Origin of the sequence: Paraburkholderia sp. ZP32-5 (assembly GCF_021390495.1) — a bacterium.
Classification (GTDB): Bacteria; Pseudomonadota; Gammaproteobacteria; order Burkholderiales; family Burkholderiaceae; genus Paraburkholderia.
The window spans coordinates 2,276,767-2,293,704 of sequence record NZ_JAJEJP010000001.1; the positions used below are offsets into that span (position 1 = coordinate 2,276,767).

Genomic DNA, 16,938 nt, shown 5'->3' on the forward strand with positions numbered 1-16,938 from the left:
GCGGCCCGCGCCGGTATCTATTACAGCGGACGGCGATACGCTTCAGCAAGCACCGCACAGTTCTGCAGATGCAGGTTCAGCGCGTACAGCGCCAGCGCGCGCAGCTTGCCGAACAGCGTGGTGGTGGCGGGAGTGGAACGGACAGCGTTGGATGCGGTGTTCATGACTAGTTCCTCGTTTGGTTATTAGGGTTTTCACCTAAGCAATAACCCGATTATAGTCTTCTTATGGCGCGGCGCAACAAAAAATAAAAAGCGTGTGGTGTTGCACGCCACACCATCGCGTCAAACTCAGAAATGGTAAAAGGGCGATATCGGCAAGCCCGGTATTAACAATCCGCACCAATCCGCACCGTTCAGGTGCAATAATTACGCCTTTGCCTGCGGCGCATCGCCGCAGCCTCGCCGTCATGACCGCCGCCCAGAAAGCCCTGCTTGCGCCCCTTATCGTCGCGTGCGCGATGTTCATGGAAAGCGTCGACGCGAACGTGATCGTTACCGCGCTGCCGGCGATGGCGCGCGATTTCGGGCGCGATCCGGTCACGCTGAAAATCGCGGTGACGAGCTATGTGCTCGGGCTTGGCGTGTTTATCCCCGTGTGCGGCTGGCTCGCCGACAAGTTCGGAGCGCGTACCGTGTTTCGCATGGCGATCGGCATCTTCGTGACCGGCTCGCTGTTGTGCGCCGCGTCGAACTCGCTCGGCACCTTCACGCTCGCGCGCTTCGTGCAAGGCGTCGGCGGCGCGATGATGGTGCCGGTCGGGCGGATCATTATTTTCCGGGTCGTCGAGAAGGCCGACTTCATCCGCGCGATGAACTATCTGAGCGTGCCGGCGATGCTCGGCCCGGCAGCCGGCCCGCTGCTCGGCGGCTTCATCACCACCTATCTGCACTGGCGGCTGATTTTCTTCATCAACGTGCCGATCGGCATTCTCGGCATCTACCTGACCAATCGCTATATCGCCAACACGCGCGAGCCCGACCCCGGTCCGCTCGACTGGATCGGCTTCGTGCTGTCGGCGGCGGGTGCGGTGCTGTTTCTGCTCGGCCTGTCGCTGGTCGGCGGCGAGCTGATTCCGAATATCGACGCGTTCGGCATGTGCGCAATCGGCGCGGTGCTGCTCGTGGTCTACGTCATCTACGCGCAGCGCGTCGCGCTGCCGCTGCTCGATCTGCGCTTTTTCAAGGTGCCGACGTTCCAGGCAAGCGTGCTCGGCGGCTCGCTGTTTCGTATCGGTCTCGGCGCGATGCCTTTCCTGCTGCCGCTGATGCTGCAGGAAGGTCACGGCATGAGCGCGTTCCAGTCGGGTCTGATTACCTGCGCATCGGCGTTCGGCGGCATGTTCATGCGCACGATCGCCTCGAGCGTGCTGCGCCGCTTCGGCTTCCGTTCGGTGCTGGTGATCAACGCGGCGCTGTCGGGCATCGCGATTGCCGCCTGCGGGCTGTTCTTCCCGCATACGCCGACGTGGCTCATCTGGCTCGTGGTGCTGCTCGGCGGCTTTTTCCCGGCGCTGCAGTTCACGAGCCTCAATTCGCTGACCTACGCGGAGATCGAGAGCCGCGACGTCGGCCGCGCGACGAGTCTCGGCAGCGTCGTGCAGCAGATGTCGCTCGGTCTCGGCGTGACGATCGGCGGGATTGTGCTGCAGATCGCGCGCCTGCTCAACGGCCATCCGACCATGATGTGGTCGGATTTCTGGCCCGCGTTCCTCGTAGTCGGACTGTGCTCGTTCGCATCGATTCCGGTCACGCTGCGTTTGCCGCGTAGCGCGGGCGAGGAAATCTCGCGGGGCGTGCGGGGCTAATCCTGTAGCACCGCGCGCCTACGCGCGCTTGCGGATCACGCTCACCTCGCCATTGCGTTCGAGAATCGCCGCCGCCACGTTGTCCATCGAGCGTGAGCCGGTCTTCTGCCGCACTGTTTCCTCGATGTCGGTACGCGTCATCAGCGCCGCATGCATTTCGCGCGCGTTGAACACGCCGTTGCTGAACACCTCGCGCTCGACGCCGCCCACCAGCCGCTCGAAACGGCGCGAACGCATGCAGGCCCATGCGAGCATCCGGTGACACGCGACGATCAGGAACGACGCGACCACGGTCGCGATGAACGGCGACGCCCCGACGATCGCCCGGCTCAGCGTTGCGCCGAGCAGGATCACGACGACCAGATCGAACGGCGAGCGTTGTCCGAACGAGCGCCGCCCCGACACGCGAATCAGCGCGAGCGCGATCACGAATACGACGATTGCGCGCAGCCCCATCTGCAATGGGTCGAGATTCCGGCCTTCGCCGAACAGAACGAAGATCGCGTCCATCATGTGTGCCCTCCTCGCGGCTGATTGCGGTGGCGGTGCCGTGCCGGTGCCGTGCATCGATCTGGCGGTGACGCCGGTGGCTCATGAGAGTGACAGCTCGGCGGCTGCGGCGATGCCTCGCGATACGCGACACGCAACGCGTGGCGCCCCACCACCACCGCGCCCATCACGCAGCAGCCCACTCGGCAAGCGTATCCCCAAACCCGCCGTGCGCACGCACGGCCGTGCGCGCACTCGTGGTCACGCGCGGCGCGGCACTCCATGCGATGCGCGCACCGCTCGCGATCAGCCGGTCGACGAGCGCGACATCCTCGCTGCACTTCAGCGGCGGAAAGCCGCCGGCGCGCCGGTACGCGTCCGCCGACACGCCGAGATTCGCGCCATGCACATGACGATGACCATCGGCATCCACATAGGTCTTGCGGAAATATTCGCGCACACTAAGCGGATGCGCGCTCCAGTCATCGACGGCGATCGAGCCGCACACAGCGTCCGCGCCGAGCGCGAGCTGCGCGGCGAGCCAGCCTGGCGCCACGCGGCTGTCGGCGTCGGTAAACGCGAGCCAGCGTGCGCCTTGCGCGAGCAGCAGCGCCGCGCCGGCCGCGCGTGCGATGCCGACGTTGCGCGCTTTCAGCGTCAGCGTCTGCGTGCCATAAGCGCGCGCGATCGCGCCGGTGAAATCGTTGCACGCATCGAGCACGACGACGATGCGCACGACTTCTCCAGCGAGTTCGTGATGCCGCGCCGCTTCGAGCAAGGCCGCGAGACATTGCGCGATCAACGCTTCCTCGTTATGCGCGGGAACGATCACGCCGATCATAGAAGCCCCTCGCGTTGCGCGACCGAGCGTGCGTCGCGCGACCACACGTCGATCAACAGATCCGCTTCGTCGTGATGCGCAAGACGCGCGAGCCCGCAGCGCGCATCGAATAGCGCGTGCGCGCGATCGGCGGATTCGAGCGCCTCGGCGAACGGCCGGCGCCAGTGGCACGCGAGCAGCGTGCCGTCGGTCGTCAATGAAGCTGCGATGCGCGCGGCCAGCGTGTCGAGTTCGGCCGCGTCGAGGTAATACGCGAATTCGCTGATGACGATCAGATCGAACGGTCCGGCCTCGGTCGGCCATTCGCGCGGCACCGTCAGTCGTTCGATGCGTACGTGCGACGGCTCCTTATCGTGCGCGGCGCCGGCCATCCGCTCGCGCGCAAGCGTCACAGCGCGTTCGTGCAGATCGACGGCCAGCAGCGTATCGCAGCGCTTCGCGAGTTCGACCGTCAGCTCGCCGTTCGCGCAGCCCGGTTCGAACGCGTTGCGATAACGCGGACGCGGCAGCAACGCGAGCGTCAGCGAGCGCTTGCGGCGTTCGTACCAGCCTTCGCGCAGCCGCCACGGATCGTCGCTACGCCGGTAGAGTTCGTCGAAGTACAGCGTCGTCGAGTTCATATCAGCGATCCTTTCGCGCGTTCAGCAAGCGGGTGTCACAGTGACCATCGCGTCGCGGCGGATGGACTGGCGGCTGCGCCCTCGTCGTTCTCGCCGCTGTCGTCGCTCACTGGCGCGGCCAGCAGTTCACCGAGCCCGGCGAGATCGCGTTCCGCATGGCTTTGCCGCAGAAACACCGGCAGGTCCGCGAGTGCACGCCCAAAGCGCGCGTCGCGGCATAGCGGCGCCGCGCCGAGTGCGCGCGTCGCATGCTCGATCACCGCGCTCGCGGCCGCTTCGACCGCAAGACGTGCGCGCATCGCCACGCCGCGCGCATCGGCTTGCGGATGCGCATCGATCCACGCCGCGCTATCGCGCAGCAGTGCCGCCGCGGCCGCAAGAGCAACGTCGGTTGCGCCGAGATGCGCAAGCCGATGCGGGTCGGCGCGCTGCGCGCATGCGTCGCACAGCGTCCGGCCGATTTGCGCGGCGGCCCCGTACCAGCACGCGGCGATGCCGGCGCCGCCGTGCCAGAAGCCGGCACGGCGCACATACGCATGCGACGCGCCGACGAGTGTCGCCGGTGTCGCGTCGAACGTGACGTCCGCACTCGCGGTCGCCTGCATGCCGACGGCCTGCCATTTCGATGTGTCGATCGAGATCGACGTGTGATCCATCGCGACGGCGGCAAGCACCGGCTCGTCGTCGAGCCACGCGGTGACGAGCGCATGGGTCACGGCGTGGGCACCGGAGCACCATGCTTTTGTGCCGCGAAGGCGGAGTTGCGCGGTGGCTTCACCGAGGCGCGCGGCCCCTTCAGCTGCCGTAGCCTTCGCTGCCGTCGCCTGCACACGCGCGTTCGGCGCCTCGGCGGCCCATACGCCCCAGCGGCTCGCGTCAGGCGGTACCGGGCCGTGCAGTTCGGCGAGGATCGCGAGCGCATCGGTGTGGCCTTCGAACAGTTTGACGAGACCGAGATCACATGCGGCAACGGCTGCGAGCGAGCGCCAGCGCGCGAGCGTGTCGCCGTGCGCGGGCAACGGCAACCAGGGCGGGCGATCGTAGCCGCGCTCGATCAGCGCCCCGAGCATGCCGCCAAGCGCGGCGGGATCGTTGGGATCGAAACGTGCATCGCGCAGAAACGCATCGAGCGGCACGGCAGTCGTCGGCGACTGTCGCGCGCGATCATCGCTGTCGTGATGGTGTCGTGACTGCCGTATGTTGACGCTGGCCGCATGGTCGCGCGTGTCGAGCATCGTGCCTCCCCTGCAACGGTTCGACCCTCGGGCCGCCAGTGAACGGCGGGCATGAACGTATGCAGAGCAACAGCAAGCACCGTGCCGCAGAGTGGGAGATTGAACGCGGCCGGCAAGCGCCCGAACATCCTTCGAGCGCGCGAGACGCACGCGCCGGCTAATCCGGCCCGTTGCCGCTCAAGCGCTCATCCGCCTGCGCCAGCACCACATCGAGCACCGCCATCTCCACCGGCTTCACCAGATGCGCGTGAAAGCCCGCCTCGCGCGTGCGTTCGAGATCGCTGGCATGGCCGAAGCCGGTCATCGCCGCGTACATCGTGCGGGCCAGCTCGGGCATTGCGCGCATGCCCGCGAGCGTCGCATAGCCGTCCATCTTCGGCATCGCGATATCGATCAGCGCGAGATGCGGCGCGAAGCGCGGCGCGATCTGCAGCGCCTGCTCGCCCCCATAGGCGATGCGCACCTCATGGCCCTTCAGTTCGAGCAGCATCGCGAGACTGTCGGCCGAGTCGCGATTGTCGTCGACCACCAGCACCCGCAGCGGCTGGATCTCGGGCGCGGCCGGGCTCGTATCGTCGTGCGCCGCGTCGGCCTGCGCGGACGCGAGCGGCAGACTCAACGTGAAGGTCGCCCCGAGCCCCAGCCCTTCGCTGCTCGCGACGATGCTGCCGCCATGCATCTCGACGAGCGACTTGCAGAGCGTGAGACCGATGCCGAGCCCACCTTCGGAAAGGCCCTGGCTGTCCTTCTCCTGCGCGAACAGCTCGAAGATCTTGTCGAGCGAGCGCACCGGAATGCCGCAGCCCGCATCGCGTACTTCGAGCACCGCCATGCTGAAATCGATTCGGCCGAGCACGTCGATCGTGCTGCCGTGCGGCGAGAATTTCGACGCGTTGTGCAGCAGGTTCTGCAACACCTGCACGAGCCGTGTCATGTCACCGCGAATCACCACCGCTTCGGCGCACACATGCGCGACGACGTGCTGGTCGCGCGCATCGGTAAACGGCCGCGCCGCTTCGATCGCGCGCGCGATCAGCTCGGCGAGATCGACTCGCGCAATGCGCAATTCCACCTTGTCGGACATGATGCGGCCGACGTCGAGCAGATCGTCGACGAGCCGCGTCAGATGCGTGACCTGGCGATCGATCAGATCGCGCGCGCGGGCTAGCACCGGTGTGAGACCAGCCTCCATCTGCATTACGCCGACCGCGTTGCGCACCGGTGCGAGCGGATTGCGCAGCTCGTGCGCGAGCGTCGCGAGAAATTCGCGCATGCGCACGCCGGAACGTTCGAGCTCTTCGCGCCGGCGCCGCTCGGTCAGATCGCGCGTGACTTTCGCGAAGCCGCGCAGCCGCCGCGCTTCGTCATACACGGCGGTGATGATCACATTGGCCCAGAAGGTCGTGCCGTCCTTGCGCACGCGCCAGCCCTCGTCCTCGACGGTGCCGATCTGCCGCGCGATCGCGAGCTCGCGCGCCGGCTTGCCGGCCGCGGCCTCTTCCGGCAGATAAAACAGCGAGAAGTGCCGGCCGACGACTTCATCGTGCGTATAGCCCTTGATACGCGCGGCGCCCGAATTCCAGCTGATCACGAAGCCTTGCGGATCCAGCATGAAGATCGCGTAATCCTTGACGCTGTCGACCAGCAAACGGAAGTGCTCCTCGCTTTGCCGCAATGCCTCGACGTATTCGCGCTGCGCGGTCAGATCGCGGGTGATCTTTGCGAAGCCCGTCACATTGCCCGCTTCGTCGTAGACCGACGTGATGATCACGTTGGCCCAGAAGGTCGTGCCGTCCTTGCGCACGCGCCAGCCTTCGTCTTCGAAGCGGCCCGTCAGCGTGGCCTGTTCGAGTTCGTAGGTGGGCCAGCCGCGCGCGACCGCCTCCTCGGTATAGAAGCGGGAGAAATGCTGACCGACGATCTCGCTCTCCGCATAGCCCTTCAGCTTCTGCGCACCGGCATTCCAGCTGACGATGTGCCCACTCGCGTCGAGCAGGAAGATCGCGTAATCCTCGATCGCCTGCACGAGCGACGAGTAGTCGGCTCGGACTGGCGGAGTCGCCGGGGCTTGCGCCTGCATCCGGGCAGGCGCGCCATTTTCGCGGGAAGAAGAGACGTCGAGCTGGGTCATGGCATGCACGTATAGGGTTTTTCTTGACAAGCAAACGCCGGACCCGGCACGGCGCGCCGGCTTGCTCCGGCTTGCATCGGCTTGCGTGATCCAGTGGCGATGCACGAGGCCGTGCGCATGCATGCGCACGCAACGGACACGTGAGCACGCACGTTTCGTACTGCCGGCATCGTGCCGCCGGGCTCATCGCCGGGCTCATGAGACGCAGAGCTTAAACGCCGGGCCCCGCATTTGCTAGACCGTAATTACGGCAGCATCGCCGCTCCGCGGCCTCGGGCCGCACGTTGCAATATCAAACCAGAAGGAGCCTCAATTGCAAAACGCTCAATCACAATACTTCTTCACCAGCTCGATCCGAAGCTTCGTCAAACCGTTCGCAGTGGTGGCGGCGCTGAGCCTCGCGCCTTGCTTCGCTCACGCCGAAGGCTGCACCAAGGGCGCGGCGGTGGGCGGCGTGACGGGTCACGTCGCTGGGCATCATGGGGTCGCGGGCGCGGCGGCCGGCTGCGCGATCGGCCATCATGAAGCGAAGAAAAAGGACAAGGCCGCGAGCGCCGCGGCGGCGGCGAGCGAACCGGCCGGCAAATAACAGGTCGCAAAACGAAGTCGCGCAAAGCTCGGCCGGCGGCAGGTTTGTGCTGAAAAGCCCAGCCCGCGGCCGATTCGCGCCCAATGTGCACTCAGTGCGCGCTCAGCCCGCCGCGCCGATCTTTTCCGCCAGCTTCGCGTCGTAGCTCGAATGCACGTGCACGCGCTTTTTCTCCGGATACGCGTACGCGTACGCCTTGCGCAATGCGAGCGAGGCCTCGTGAAAACCGGACAGAATCAGCTTCTGCTTGTTCGGATAGTTCGCGATGTCGCCGACCGCGAAAATGCCCGGGCGCGAGCTCTCATAGTTGGAGGTATCGACATCGATGCGTCCGCCGTGAATCGCAAGCCCCCACTGCGCGATCGGGCCGAGATCGGCGACGAGTCCGTACAGCGCGACCAGATGCTCGGCTTCGAGCTGGGTTTCGCCGTCGATACCCCGCAGCGTCAGCGATTTCAGCTCACCGTCTTCGACATTGAGCCCCGCGATTGCGCCGACGATGAAATCCATCTCGCCGGCTTCGACCGCGCGCCGCATCAGCTCGACGCTCGAATCGGCCGCGCTGAAGCCCGCGCGCCGATGCACGAGCGTCACGCGCCGCGCGACGTTGCGCAACGCGAGCGCCCAGTCGAGCGCCGAGTCGCCGCCGCCCGCGACGACCACGACCTTATCGGCGAAATCGGCGAGCCGCGGCACGCTGTAGTGCACGTGACGCCGCTCCAGCGGCACCGCCTCGGCAAGCACGAGCTTTTGCGGCACGAACGCGCCGTTGCCGGCCGCCAGCAGAATCGCCGCGACATCGAACACGAGACCGCGCTGCGTGCGCACGGTCCAACGGCCGTCATCGCGCTGCTCGACCGTTTCGACACGCTGTTCGAGATGGATCGGCACGTCGAACGGCTTGATCTGCACGAGCAGCCGCTCGACCAGTTCGCGCGCGGTACATGACGGAATCGCGGGGATGTCGTAGATCGGCTTGTCCGGATACAGCTCGATGCACTGCCCGCCCACCTCGCCCAGCACGTCGACGATCTGACACGAGAGGCCAAGCACGCCGGCCTCGAAGGCCGCGAACAGACCGACGGGACCGGCGCCGACGATCAGCACGTCGGTGCGGATCGGCACTGAGGATGAAGCAGCAGGAGCGGGCTCGACGGCGGGATCGGCGGGAGTGGTCATGGAACGGGTTCTCCGGTAGCGGCGCTGAACGCGGGATCAGCGGGGATCGATGACCCACCTTACCGAATCGACCGGCACGCGGCAACGATGCCATTGCCGGCGGTAAGGATGCTCGGCGCGCTGCCGGCCGGCCTCAAGTGGTTACCTGAAAATAGTCAAAACCGGTCATTTTTCGAATCCATTTCCGGGACTAAGCTGACGTCTGAGCTGACACGGTGCCGCCGCTATCAAGCGCGCACTGCCCGTCTTCCATCTCAATCAAACGTCACCAAGGAGCCCATCATGGAACCCCGTCTCGACTTCTACAAAGCCAACCCCGCCGTAATCAAGGCGATGCTCGGTCTCGAAGACCGCATCAACAAATCGGGACTCGAAAAATCGCTGACCGATCTCGTGCGGCTGCGCGCGTCGCAGATCAACGGCTGCGCGTTCTGCGTCGATATGCACACGGCCGATGCACGCAAGGGCGGCGAAACCGATCGGCGCCTCGCGACCCTCGTCGTCTGGCGCGAAACGCCGTTCTTCACTGACCGGGAACGCGCGGCGCTCGCGTGGACCGAAGCGCTCACGCTAGTCGCGCAAGACCATGTGCCGGATGCGGCCTGGGACGCGGTGCGCCCACATTTCAGCGACGAGGAACTGGTCGACCTGACGCTCGTGATCTCGGCGATCAACGCATGGAACCGCTTCGCGATTTCGTTCCGCAAGCTGCCCGCTTAACGCGCATCCCGCGCTGCGGGGTCACTCTTCGACCTCACTCGCCGATCCACGAGCCGCGCAGATCGCTGTCGTGCAGCAATTGCAGCAGCGTGCCGGCCGGACGGCTCAGGCGCTTCGCGGCGAGCGCGATGAATTCCACCGCCGGCAGCGCCGGTAGCGCGGCTGCATTCAGCGGCGCCGTGAGGCCGCGCGCGGCCAGATACTGCGGACGCACGGTGATGCCGAGCCCGCCGCGCGCCGCGGCAATGCAGCCCGAGTGGCTGCTGCTGGTGCAAACGATCTGCCAGCTCGCGCCCACCTCGGCCAGCGCGTCGAGCACGACCGCGCGCGTGACGCTCGGCTCGGCGACGAGGATCAGCGGTAGCGGCTGACTCAGATCGACGAGCGTGCCGGCCCGCGCGAGCCATTCGAGCCGGCCCGTGAAAAGCGGCACGCCGCGCCGGTCGCCGAGCCGGCGCTTGCCGACCAGCAGATCGATCGAGCCGGCGTCGAGCAGTTCATAGAGCCGGCCCGTCATGCCGATCGTGATTTCGAGTTCGACGTCCGGATGCGCGTTGCGAAACGCCGCGAGCACAGTGGGCAGCGGACCGAGCGCGATATCGTCCGATGAGCCGAGCCGCACTCGCCCTTTCAGACGTGGCGCGCGAAACTGCGATTCCGCGCGCGACAGCGCCTGCAGGATCACGCTGGCGTGCGCGAGCATCGCTTCGCCATCGGGCGTCATCGCGAGCGAATGGGTGTCGCGCACGAACAGCCGCCGGCCCACGCTCTGTTCGAGCCGCCGGATATGTTCGCTGACGCTCGACTGCGTCAGATCGAGCCGCCGCCCGGCCTCGGTGAAGCTGTGGCACGCGGCGACGGTCGAAAAGGTCTTCAGCCAGATCGGATTGAGCATGCGTCATTGTCGCGCTGCTTATCGGTAATGTCGATAACAGTCAGCGACCCTAGTGGGGTTCCCGATTGACGCGGATGTCAATAAGATGACGCAATTCCCGATTCTGTTTGCGGGCGGCGCTGACGCCGCGACCGCTGCCGCCGCGGCCACCGCGCGCGCCGTTGAAAAAATGACCAAGGATTCCACCCACTCCGCGTTACTGTGGATCGTCGCCGCCGGCTTCTTCATGCAGTCGCTCGACACGACGATCGTCAACACCGCCCTCCCGTCGATCGCCCACAGCCTGAACGTCGCGCCGCTCGCGATGCAGCCGGTCGTTGTCGCCTACACGCTGACGATGGCGATGCTGACCCCCGCCTCCGGCTGGCTCGCCGACCGCTTCGGCACCCGCCGCGTGTACTTCGCCGCGATCCTCGTCTTCGTGCTCGGCTCGGTCTGCTGCGCGACCGCGCATACGCTCGGCGAGCTGGTGCTCGCGCGTGTGCTGCAAGGTCTCGGCGGCTCGATGCTGCTGCCGATCGGACGGCTCGCGATCCTGCGCAGCGTGTCGGCCGAACAGTACGTTTCGGCGCTTGCGTTCACGTCGATTGCCGGGCAGTTGGGGCCGATTGCCGGCCCGACGCTCGGCGGCTGGTTCGTGCAGGCGATCAGCTGGCACTGGATCTTTCTGATCAACGTGCCGATCGGCGCGGTGGGACTGTATGCGGTGCACCGCTTCCTGCCGTCGCACGAAGAAGCCGAGGCGCCACCGTTCGATGTGCTCGGCTGCGCTCTGCTGTCGCTGTGCATGATCGCGTTTTCGCTGGCGTTCGAGACGCCGGTTGCATCGCACCGCACGGCCTGGTCGGCGGGGCTGTTCGCACTGGCCGTCGCAAGTGCGCTTGCCTATATTCCGTACGCGAAAAGCCGGCGCAATCCGCTCTTCAGGCTGTCGCTATTCGGCGAGCCGAATTTCAGCGTGGGCCTGATCGGCAACCTCGTGTGCCGGATCGGCTCCAGTGCGGTGCCGTTCCTTGTGCCGTTGCTCTTGCAATTGCAGCTCGGTTATACGCCGCTGCATTCCGGCCTGATGATGTTGCCCGCGGCGATCGCCGGCACGCTCGCGAAGCGCTGGATCGCGCCGCTCGTGCGCCGCTACGGCTATGAGACGTTCCTGCTGGTCAATACGATCATCGTCGGCTCGTCGATCGTTGCGTTCTCAGTGATCTCGCACGGCACGCCGCTCATCGTCGAGATCGCGATCCTCGCGGTATTCGGCGCGGCCAACTCGATGCAGTTCGCGGCGATGAACAGCGTCACGCTGAAGGACCTGACACGCGAAGACGCGGGCAGCGGCAACAGCCTGTTCTCGATGGTGCAGATGCTCGCGATCGGTCTGGGCGTATCGATCGGCGGCGGGCTCGTGAATCTGTTCTCCGCGCAGTGGGATTCGGCGGCGCTCGGCTTTCGCCTCGCGTTCATATGCGTCGGCACGATCACGCTGGTGTCCGCATGGATCTTCCGCCATCTCGACGACCCCTCTGGCACGCGCGTGATTCGTGGCCAGGCAGCGCAAAGCGCGGGACGTTGAGCGGCAGCGCGCGGGTTGAGACGGATTGCGTCACGGTGTGACGCTTCTACTCCGGCGACCCGACGCTTCGAGACCTCGCGCGCGAGCGTACGTGCGTGCATACGTGCATGGATACGTGTGTGAAGCGAAGCAGACTTTCTGCGTTAGCATGTCGGGCATCTACGGCTACCAGTCAAGGAACCCCGATGCCATTTGACGAGCGCATGCTGAACGGCGTGGGCGTGCTGACGGCGATCGTCGATTGCGGCAGCTTCGCGGCGGCGGGCGTGGCGCTCGACATGTCGCAATCGGGCGTGAGCCGATCGGTCGCGCGGCTCGAAGCGCGCCTGGGCATTCGCCTGTTCGACCGCACCACGCGCTCGGTCACGCTGACCGACGAAGGGCGGCGCTTCCATGAGCAGATCGTGCCGCTGCTCGGCGCGCTGGAGGAAGCGGCGGCATCCGCGGCTCAGGGTGCAAGCGCGGTGCGCGGACGTCTGCGCGTCAATATGGACCCGTCCTTTTCGCGGCTCGTGCTGGGCCCGCGTCTGAGCGCCTTCATCGACAAACATCCCGATCTGCAACTCGAACTGGTCACGCGCGATCAACTGGGCGACCTGGTCGCGGACGGCTTCGATGTCGCGATCCGCTTCGGCGAGCCGCCGGTGTCGTCACTGGTGGCGCGCAAGCTGCTCGATACGCGCGTCCTGACCGTCGCCGCGCCGTCGTATCTGAAGAAGCATGGGCAGCCGTCGCATCCGGGCGAACTCGAAAACGGCCGGCATGTGTGCATCAAGTTTCGTGATCCGCTCACCGGTTATCCGTTTGGCTGGGAATTTCATCGCGGCCGCAAGAAGCTCGCGATCACGCCGCAAGGACGTCTGACCGTCAACGACGTCGGCACGCTGCATAGCGTGTGCATCGCCGGTCAGGGCATCGCGCAGGTTCTGGCGCTCGGCGCGCCCGCGCTGCTCGCGAGCGGCAAGCTGGTCGAGCTGTTTCCGGATTGGGGCGACGAGGTTTATCCGTTGTATGCGCTGTATCCGTCGCGGCGTCATCCGCCGGCAAAGGTGCGCGCATTTCTCGATTTCATCATGTCGCTGACGGCCAGCGCGCCGCGCGAAGCGGTCGAGTAGCGTCAGCGCTGGCGTCGCCTGTGGCCGAGCCTCTGCCCGCTGCCGGATTTCTCCCGCTCAGGTCCGTACCTTGCTGCCGCAAGGCTGTCATCCTTCAAGGAGAGCAGCCATGAGCAAAGCCAGCGAAAAAACCAAAAGCGAAGCAAAAAGCGCGGTCAAAGACGAATCCAAAGGCAAAACGGAGCAGCGGACCGGGGACCTCGCGCATCCGCACCAGGCGGTGCATAACGACAATGCGCACAGCAAAATGCCCGAGCGCCACGACGAAGGCCGTAAGCAATCACCCGCGGACCATCCGGGCAAGCAACCCGGCGAGGGCGAGCCGTCAGTCAGTTGAAAAAAATAATTCCCAGCTCACGCGCGGCTTTGCTGCACTGCACAGCCAGGCCGCATCAATTTTTTCCTTCCGCCGCCTTTCTGTAAGCAAACATTTCTTCTCCATTTTTGCCGATTATTTTTTCGACGTATTGGACTAATTTGCTGCGTGCGGCGACGTGTGCCCAGCGAACCGGTTGCCGCTCTCCGATTGCTAAAAGGCGACGCCCATGTCCAATCCGTCAAGCTCCCCCACTGCGTTCGAGCACGCTCCCGAGTCCGGTCGGCTGCCCATTGCCGGGCTCGCTTCTGGACCTGCTTCCGAGCCCTCTTCTGTACGCCCCTCCGCTCCGGCTGCGCGCGTGTCGATCTGTCTGCCGACCTGCAATCGTGCCGATCTGCTCATCGAGTGCATCGACTCCTGTCTCGCGCAACGTTACGGCAATCTGGAGATTCTGATCGGCGACGACTCGACCGATGCGCACACACAGCAACGGGTCGCGCAACGCTACGGCGACGAGCCGCGCGTGCGCTATACGAAAAACGAGCCGCCGCTCGGTCAGGCGCGCAACGTCGCGAGCCTGTTCGCGCGCGCGAGCGGCGACAAGATTCTGCTGATCCACGACGACGATCTGCTCACCACCGATGCAGTCGAAAAGCTCGTGTCGCTGTGGCAACGGCATCCGCAACTGGATGCCGTATTCGGCGACCAGTACGAAGCGGATCACAACGGCGTGATCGACTTCGATGCCAGCGTGCGGCTCAATGCGGATTTCCGGCGCACGGCGGACGTCGAAGGCATCCAGCCGCTCGCGGGCCGCACCGGCCTGATCCAGATGTTTCCAAACAATGGCTGGATGGCCGATGCGCGGCTCGTCAAGCGCATCGGCTACAGCGAACAGTACGGCATGTGCTGCGATTTCGTGTTCGGCACCGAGCTATGCCTCGCCGCGCGTCAGGTGTACTACCTGCACGACTACGTGTCGGTGTATCGCAAGACCGCGATGTCGATTTCGCACAGCACGCGCGGCACGACCTCGGCCGCGCCGCTCAATGCATACGGGTTCGTCAAATCGCTGGATCTGCCGGCGCGGCTGGAACCGGCGCGGCGGCTGGCATTGCGGCGGCTCGTGCCGATCGTCGTGTCGATTCACGCGAAAAACCGTCAGCCGCGCGCGGGATTGCGGGTCGCTCTCGCGCATCTGTTCGCGTACAAACATGGCTTCAGCGCGCGGCTTTACTACCATTTGCTGATGCTGGCGCGTGCGGCACTGCGTGGCGAGGGGCCGGTCGCGACGGCCGCAACTACGGTGGCAAGCAGTGTGGCGACTGGCGCCGCGGCGGCGGTCGCGGCGGTGTCGGCCGCGCCGTCGGTTGCGGCGGATCAGGCGAGCGCGGTCAAGGAGTTCGTCGATGAACTGGTGAGTGACCGGTCCGAACCGGTGTGAGCGGCGGCGGGCACATGGATGCGGCGGCGGGCAAATGGTGAAACTCAGGCGCCTCGTTAATGCGTGGAGTGGCGCAGGGTTAAGGCGCCGGGTTAATGCGCCTTTCTGCTAAGCATTCCCTGCTTTGCAAACGCGGATTCATTACTTGGTCGTGCGCGCGCCACTGATTACGATGAAGTCGCCCATCATCGCATCGAAGGTCGTTAGCCATGCCAGACAATACGTGTTTCAGACCGCGTGTGATCGAGCCGGTCGTCGATAGTCAGCCCGAAGGGCTCGGACTCGCAGTGGAATTGTGGCTCGCGCAGCCGGTCGACGGTATCGCCGGCCGCGCATTGCAGATTCATTTACGCAGCGGCGCGAAGATGGAACAGGCCGAGACGCTGCGTGATCTGTTGCATGCGTGGGGCACGCGCATCGTCGTCAGCTAAGCGCCACGTGTGCCGCGAGCGCCGCGCGGTTTGCGGCGCATTGCGGCACGTCGCAACAGCATGCCCATCAATCACGGCTCGTGCCGCAGATACCCTTCGGTCGACGGATCGCGCATGCGCAGCGACACAAGGCCCGCGATCGCGCACATCGCCGTCACGTACCAGAAGAACATCGTCTCGACATCGGCCTGCTTCAGCCACAGCGCGACGTATTCCGCCGAACCGCCGAAGATCGCATTCGCAACCGCATACGAGAGCCCGACGCCCAGCGCGCGCACTTGCGGCGGGAACATCTCCGCCTTGATCAGGCCGCTGATCGACGTATAGAAGCTGACGATCGCGAGCGCAAGCACAACCAGCCCGAAGGCCGCGTACGGATCGCTGACGTCCTTCAGCGCATGCAGCAGCGGCACCGTGCCGATCGTCGCGAACAGGCCGAAGCACAGCATCGAGCGGCGCCGGCCGATACGATCCGACAGCGCGCCGAACGCCGGCTGCATCAGCATGTAGACGAACAACGCGGCGGTCATCACCGAGCTCGCGGTCTTCGCGTGCATGCCCGCCGTGTTGACGAGATACTTCTGCATATAGGTCGTAAACGTATAGAAAATCAGCGAGCCGCCGGCCGTGAAACCCAGCACCGTCATGAACGCGGCCTTGTGCTCCCACAGCCCGCGCAACGTGCCCGAATCCTTGCGCTCACGGGTTGCGGCCGTCGTGGTTTCGTCGAGCGATCTGCGCAGATACAGCGCGACCAGTGCGGCAATCGCGCCGATCACGAACGGCACGCGCCAACCCCACGCTTTCAACTGTTCGGTCGACAGCGCCTGCTGCAGGATCACGAGCACCAGCAGCGCAAACAACTGGCCGCCGATCAACGTCACGTATTGGAACGACGCGAAGAAGCCACGCCTGCCCTTCAATGCGACCTCGCTCATGTACGTCGCGCTGGTGCCGTATTCGCCGCCCACCGACAGCCCCTGCAGCAGCCGCGCGAGCAACAGCAACGCCGGCGCGAGCGCGCCGATCTGCGCGTAGGTGGGAAGCAGCGCGATCACCAGCGAGCCGCCGCACATCATGAACACCGACACCATCATCGCGGTGCGGCGGCCGCGCTTGTCGGCGAGCCGGCCGAAGAACCAGCCGCCGATCGGCCGCATCAGGAAGCCCGCGGCGAACACACCGGCGGTGTTCAGCAACTGGGTCGTCGTATTGCCGCTCGGAAAAAACGACGGCGCGAAATAGAGCGCCGTGAACGAATACACATAGAAGTCGAACCACTCGACGAGATTGCCCGATGACGCGCCGACGATCGCGAAAATGCGGCGTCGTGTGTCGTGGTCGGTGGCCACGACGGATTGGCCGGTGAAGTCATTCATGCTGGTGTCTGTCCTTTGTCTGAAACGAAGATGGCGGTCGAAGCGCCGCCTTTGATCACGCGCACGTCGGACGGATGCGCGGAGTTGCCGCGCGAACCGTCCTCGCCACGTGTGCGGGATTTTTACATAGACGAAAGCAAACGATTGGCTTTTGTTAGCTAAGTGCATGAAATC

17 protein-coding genes are annotated in these 16,938 nt (G+C 65.3%); 8 read left to right on the forward strand and 9 right to left on the reverse strand.

Annotated features, from left to right (window positions below; all coding sequences use genetic code 11):
• Positions 1-20: 20 nt before the first annotated feature.
• The gene (locus L0U82_RS09645; protein WP_233830350.1) at positions 21-164 is read right to left on the reverse strand and encodes a hypothetical protein; all 144 of its coding nucleotides are present in this window, start codon (positions 162-164) and stop codon (positions 21-23) included.
• Between the two features lie 245 nt (positions 165-409).
• Between L0U82_RS09645 and L0U82_RS09650 the strand changes: the two genes are divergently transcribed.
• Positions 410-1,807 carry an MFS transporter gene (locus L0U82_RS09650; RefSeq protein WP_233830352.1) on the forward strand — a complete coding sequence of 466 codons (1,398 nt, stop codon included), beginning with the start codon at positions 410-412 and terminating at the stop codon, positions 1,805-1,807.
• An 18-nt stretch (positions 1,808-1,825) separates the two neighbouring features.
• Here L0U82_RS09650 and L0U82_RS09655 read toward each other — a convergent pair whose 3' ends face one another.
• The 5 genes from L0U82_RS09655 to L0U82_RS09675 all read right to left on the reverse strand — a co-directional run bounded on the left by L0U82_RS09655 (position 1,826) and on the right by L0U82_RS09675 (position 7,123).
• Positions 1,826-2,320: a DUF421 domain-containing protein gene (locus tag L0U82_RS09655; RefSeq protein WP_233830354.1), complete on the reverse strand. Its 495-nt coding sequence runs from the start codon at positions 2,318-2,320 to the stop codon at positions 1,826-1,828.
• Between the two features lie 163 nt (positions 2,321-2,483).
• A complete protein-coding gene (locus tag L0U82_RS09660) occupies positions 2,484-3,137 on the reverse strand; it encodes a glycosyltransferase (protein ID WP_233830357.1) in 654 nt (217 codons plus the stop codon).
• A complete protein-coding gene (locus L0U82_RS09665) occupies positions 3,134-3,757 on the reverse strand; it encodes a class I SAM-dependent methyltransferase (RefSeq protein ID WP_233830359.1) in 624 nt (207 codons plus the stop codon). Before L0U82_RS09665 ends, L0U82_RS09660 begins: the two co-directional genes overlap by 4 nt.
• A gap of 35 nt (positions 3,758-3,792) precedes the next feature.
• Entirely contained in the window at positions 3,793-4,992 is a 1,200-nt protein-coding gene (locus tag L0U82_RS09670) for an acyl-CoA dehydrogenase (protein WP_233830361.1), read from the reverse strand.
• Positions 4,993-5,149: 157 nt separating this feature from the next.
• Positions 5,150-7,123 carry a PAS domain-containing hybrid sensor histidine kinase/response regulator gene (locus L0U82_RS09675; RefSeq protein WP_233830363.1) on the reverse strand — a complete coding sequence of 658 codons (1,974 nt, stop codon included), beginning with the start codon at positions 7,121-7,123 and terminating at the stop codon, positions 5,150-5,152.
• A gap of 379 nt (positions 7,124-7,502) precedes the next feature.
• On the opposite strand from L0U82_RS09675, the gene L0U82_RS09680 reads away from it, so the two are divergent.
• The gene (locus tag L0U82_RS09680) at positions 7,503-7,712 is read left to right on the forward strand and encodes a hypothetical protein (protein WP_233833205.1); all 210 of its coding nucleotides are present in this window, start codon (positions 7,503-7,505) and stop codon (positions 7,710-7,712) included.
• Between the two features lie 102 nt (positions 7,713-7,814).
• Here L0U82_RS09680 and L0U82_RS09685 read toward each other — a convergent pair whose 3' ends face one another.
• Positions 7,815-8,891 carry an NAD(P)/FAD-dependent oxidoreductase gene (locus tag L0U82_RS09685; RefSeq protein ID WP_233830365.1) on the reverse strand — a complete coding sequence of 359 codons (1,077 nt, stop codon included), beginning with the start codon at positions 8,889-8,891 and terminating at the stop codon, positions 7,815-7,817.
• 282 nt (positions 8,892-9,173) lie between these two features.
• On the opposite strand from L0U82_RS09685, the gene L0U82_RS09690 reads away from it, so the two are divergent.
• On the forward strand, positions 9,174-9,611 hold the full coding sequence (locus tag L0U82_RS09690) for a carboxymuconolactone decarboxylase family protein (RefSeq protein WP_233830366.1): 438 nt from the start codon (positions 9,174-9,176) through the stop codon (positions 9,609-9,611).
• Positions 9,612-9,645: 34 nt separating this feature from the next.
• Here the strand turns inward: L0U82_RS09690 and L0U82_RS09695 are convergent, their stop codons facing one another.
• Complete coding sequence (locus tag L0U82_RS09695) at positions 9,646-10,506, reverse strand: LysR family transcriptional regulator (RefSeq protein WP_233830367.1); 861 nt, start codon at positions 10,504-10,506, stop codon at positions 9,646-9,648.
• Positions 10,507-10,675: 169 nt separating this feature from the next.
• Between L0U82_RS09695 and L0U82_RS09700 the strand changes: the two genes are divergently transcribed.
• The 5 genes from L0U82_RS09700 to L0U82_RS09720 all read left to right on the forward strand — a co-directional run bounded on the left by L0U82_RS09700 (position 10,676) and on the right by L0U82_RS09720 (position 15,385).
• Positions 10,676-12,076: a DHA2 family efflux MFS transporter permease subunit gene (locus L0U82_RS09700; protein ID WP_233833207.1), complete on the forward strand. Its 1,401-nt coding sequence runs from the start codon at positions 10,676-10,678 to the stop codon at positions 12,074-12,076.
• A gap of 185 nt (positions 12,077-12,261) precedes the next feature.
• Positions 12,262-13,191, forward strand: a complete 930-nt coding sequence (locus L0U82_RS09705; RefSeq protein WP_233830368.1) for a LysR family transcriptional regulator — start codon at positions 12,262-12,264, stop codon at positions 13,189-13,191.
• Between the two features lie 109 nt (positions 13,192-13,300).
• On the forward strand, positions 13,301-13,528 hold the full coding sequence (locus L0U82_RS09710) for a hypothetical protein (protein ID WP_233830369.1): 228 nt from the start codon (positions 13,301-13,303) through the stop codon (positions 13,526-13,528).
• Positions 13,529-13,736: 208 nt separating this feature from the next.
• Positions 13,737-14,954, forward strand: coding sequence for a glycosyltransferase family 2 protein (locus tag L0U82_RS09715; protein WP_233830370.1), 1,218 nt, complete (start codon positions 13,737-13,739; stop codon positions 14,952-14,954).
• A gap of 209 nt (positions 14,955-15,163) precedes the next feature.
• Complete coding sequence (locus L0U82_RS09720) at positions 15,164-15,385, forward strand: hypothetical protein (protein WP_233830371.1); 222 nt, start codon at positions 15,164-15,166, stop codon at positions 15,383-15,385.
• Positions 15,386-15,456: 71 nt separating this feature from the next.
• Here the strand turns inward: L0U82_RS09720 and L0U82_RS09725 are convergent, their stop codons facing one another.
• Positions 15,457-16,764: an MFS family transporter gene (locus tag L0U82_RS09725; RefSeq protein ID WP_233830372.1), complete on the reverse strand. Its 1,308-nt coding sequence runs from the start codon at positions 16,762-16,764 to the stop codon at positions 15,457-15,459.
• Between the last annotated feature and the right edge of the window lie 174 nt (positions 16,765-16,938).

Coding starts and splice junctions, on each gene's coding strand:
- L0U82_RS09645 (WP_233830350.1), bottom strand. CDS start 164: ATGAACACCGCATCCAACGCTGTCCGTTCCACTCCCGCCACCACCACG.
- L0U82_RS09650 (WP_233830352.1), top strand. CDS start 410: ATGACCGCCGCCCAGAAAGCCCTGCTTGCGCCCCTTATCGTCGCGTGC.
- L0U82_RS09655 (WP_233830354.1), bottom strand. CDS start 2,320: ATGATGGACGCGATCTTCGTTCTGTTCGGCGAAGGCCGGAATCTCGAC.
- L0U82_RS09660 (WP_233830357.1), bottom strand. CDS start 3,137: ATGATCGGCGTGATCGTTCCCGCGCATAACGAGGAAGCGTTGATCGCG.
- L0U82_RS09665 (WP_233830359.1), bottom strand. CDS start 3,757: ATGAACTCGACGACGCTGTACTTCGACGAACTCTACCGGCGTAGCGAC.
- L0U82_RS09670 (WP_233830361.1), bottom strand. CDS start 4,992: ATGCTCGACACGCGCGACCATGCGGCCAGCGTCAACATACGGCAGTCA.
- L0U82_RS09675 (WP_233830363.1), bottom strand. CDS start 7,123: ATGACCCAGCTCGACGTCTCTTCTTCCCGCGAAAATGGCGCGCCTGCC.
- L0U82_RS09685 (WP_233830365.1), bottom strand. CDS start 8,891: ATGACCACTCCCGCCGATCCCGCCGTCGAGCCCGCTCCTGCTGCTTCA.
- L0U82_RS09690 (WP_233830366.1), top strand. CDS start 9,174: ATGGAACCCCGTCTCGACTTCTACAAAGCCAACCCCGCCGTAATCAAG.
- L0U82_RS09695 (WP_233830367.1), bottom strand. CDS start 10,506: ATGCTCAATCCGATCTGGCTGAAGACCTTTTCGACCGTCGCCGCGTGC.
- L0U82_RS09700 (WP_233833207.1), top strand. CDS start 10,676: ATGACCAAGGATTCCACCCACTCCGCGTTACTGTGGATCGTCGCCGCC.
- L0U82_RS09705 (WP_233830368.1), top strand. CDS start 12,262: ATGCCATTTGACGAGCGCATGCTGAACGGCGTGGGCGTGCTGACGGCG.
- L0U82_RS09710 (WP_233830369.1), top strand. CDS start 13,301: ATGAGCAAAGCCAGCGAAAAAACCAAAAGCGAAGCAAAAAGCGCGGTC.
- L0U82_RS09715 (WP_233830370.1), top strand. CDS start 13,737: ATGTCCAATCCGTCAAGCTCCCCCACTGCGTTCGAGCACGCTCCCGAG.
- L0U82_RS09720 (WP_233830371.1), top strand. CDS start 15,164: ATGCCAGACAATACGTGTTTCAGACCGCGTGTGATCGAGCCGGTCGTC.
- L0U82_RS09725 (WP_233830372.1), bottom strand. CDS start 16,764: ATGAATGACTTCACCGGCCAATCCGTCGTGGCCACCGACCACGACACA.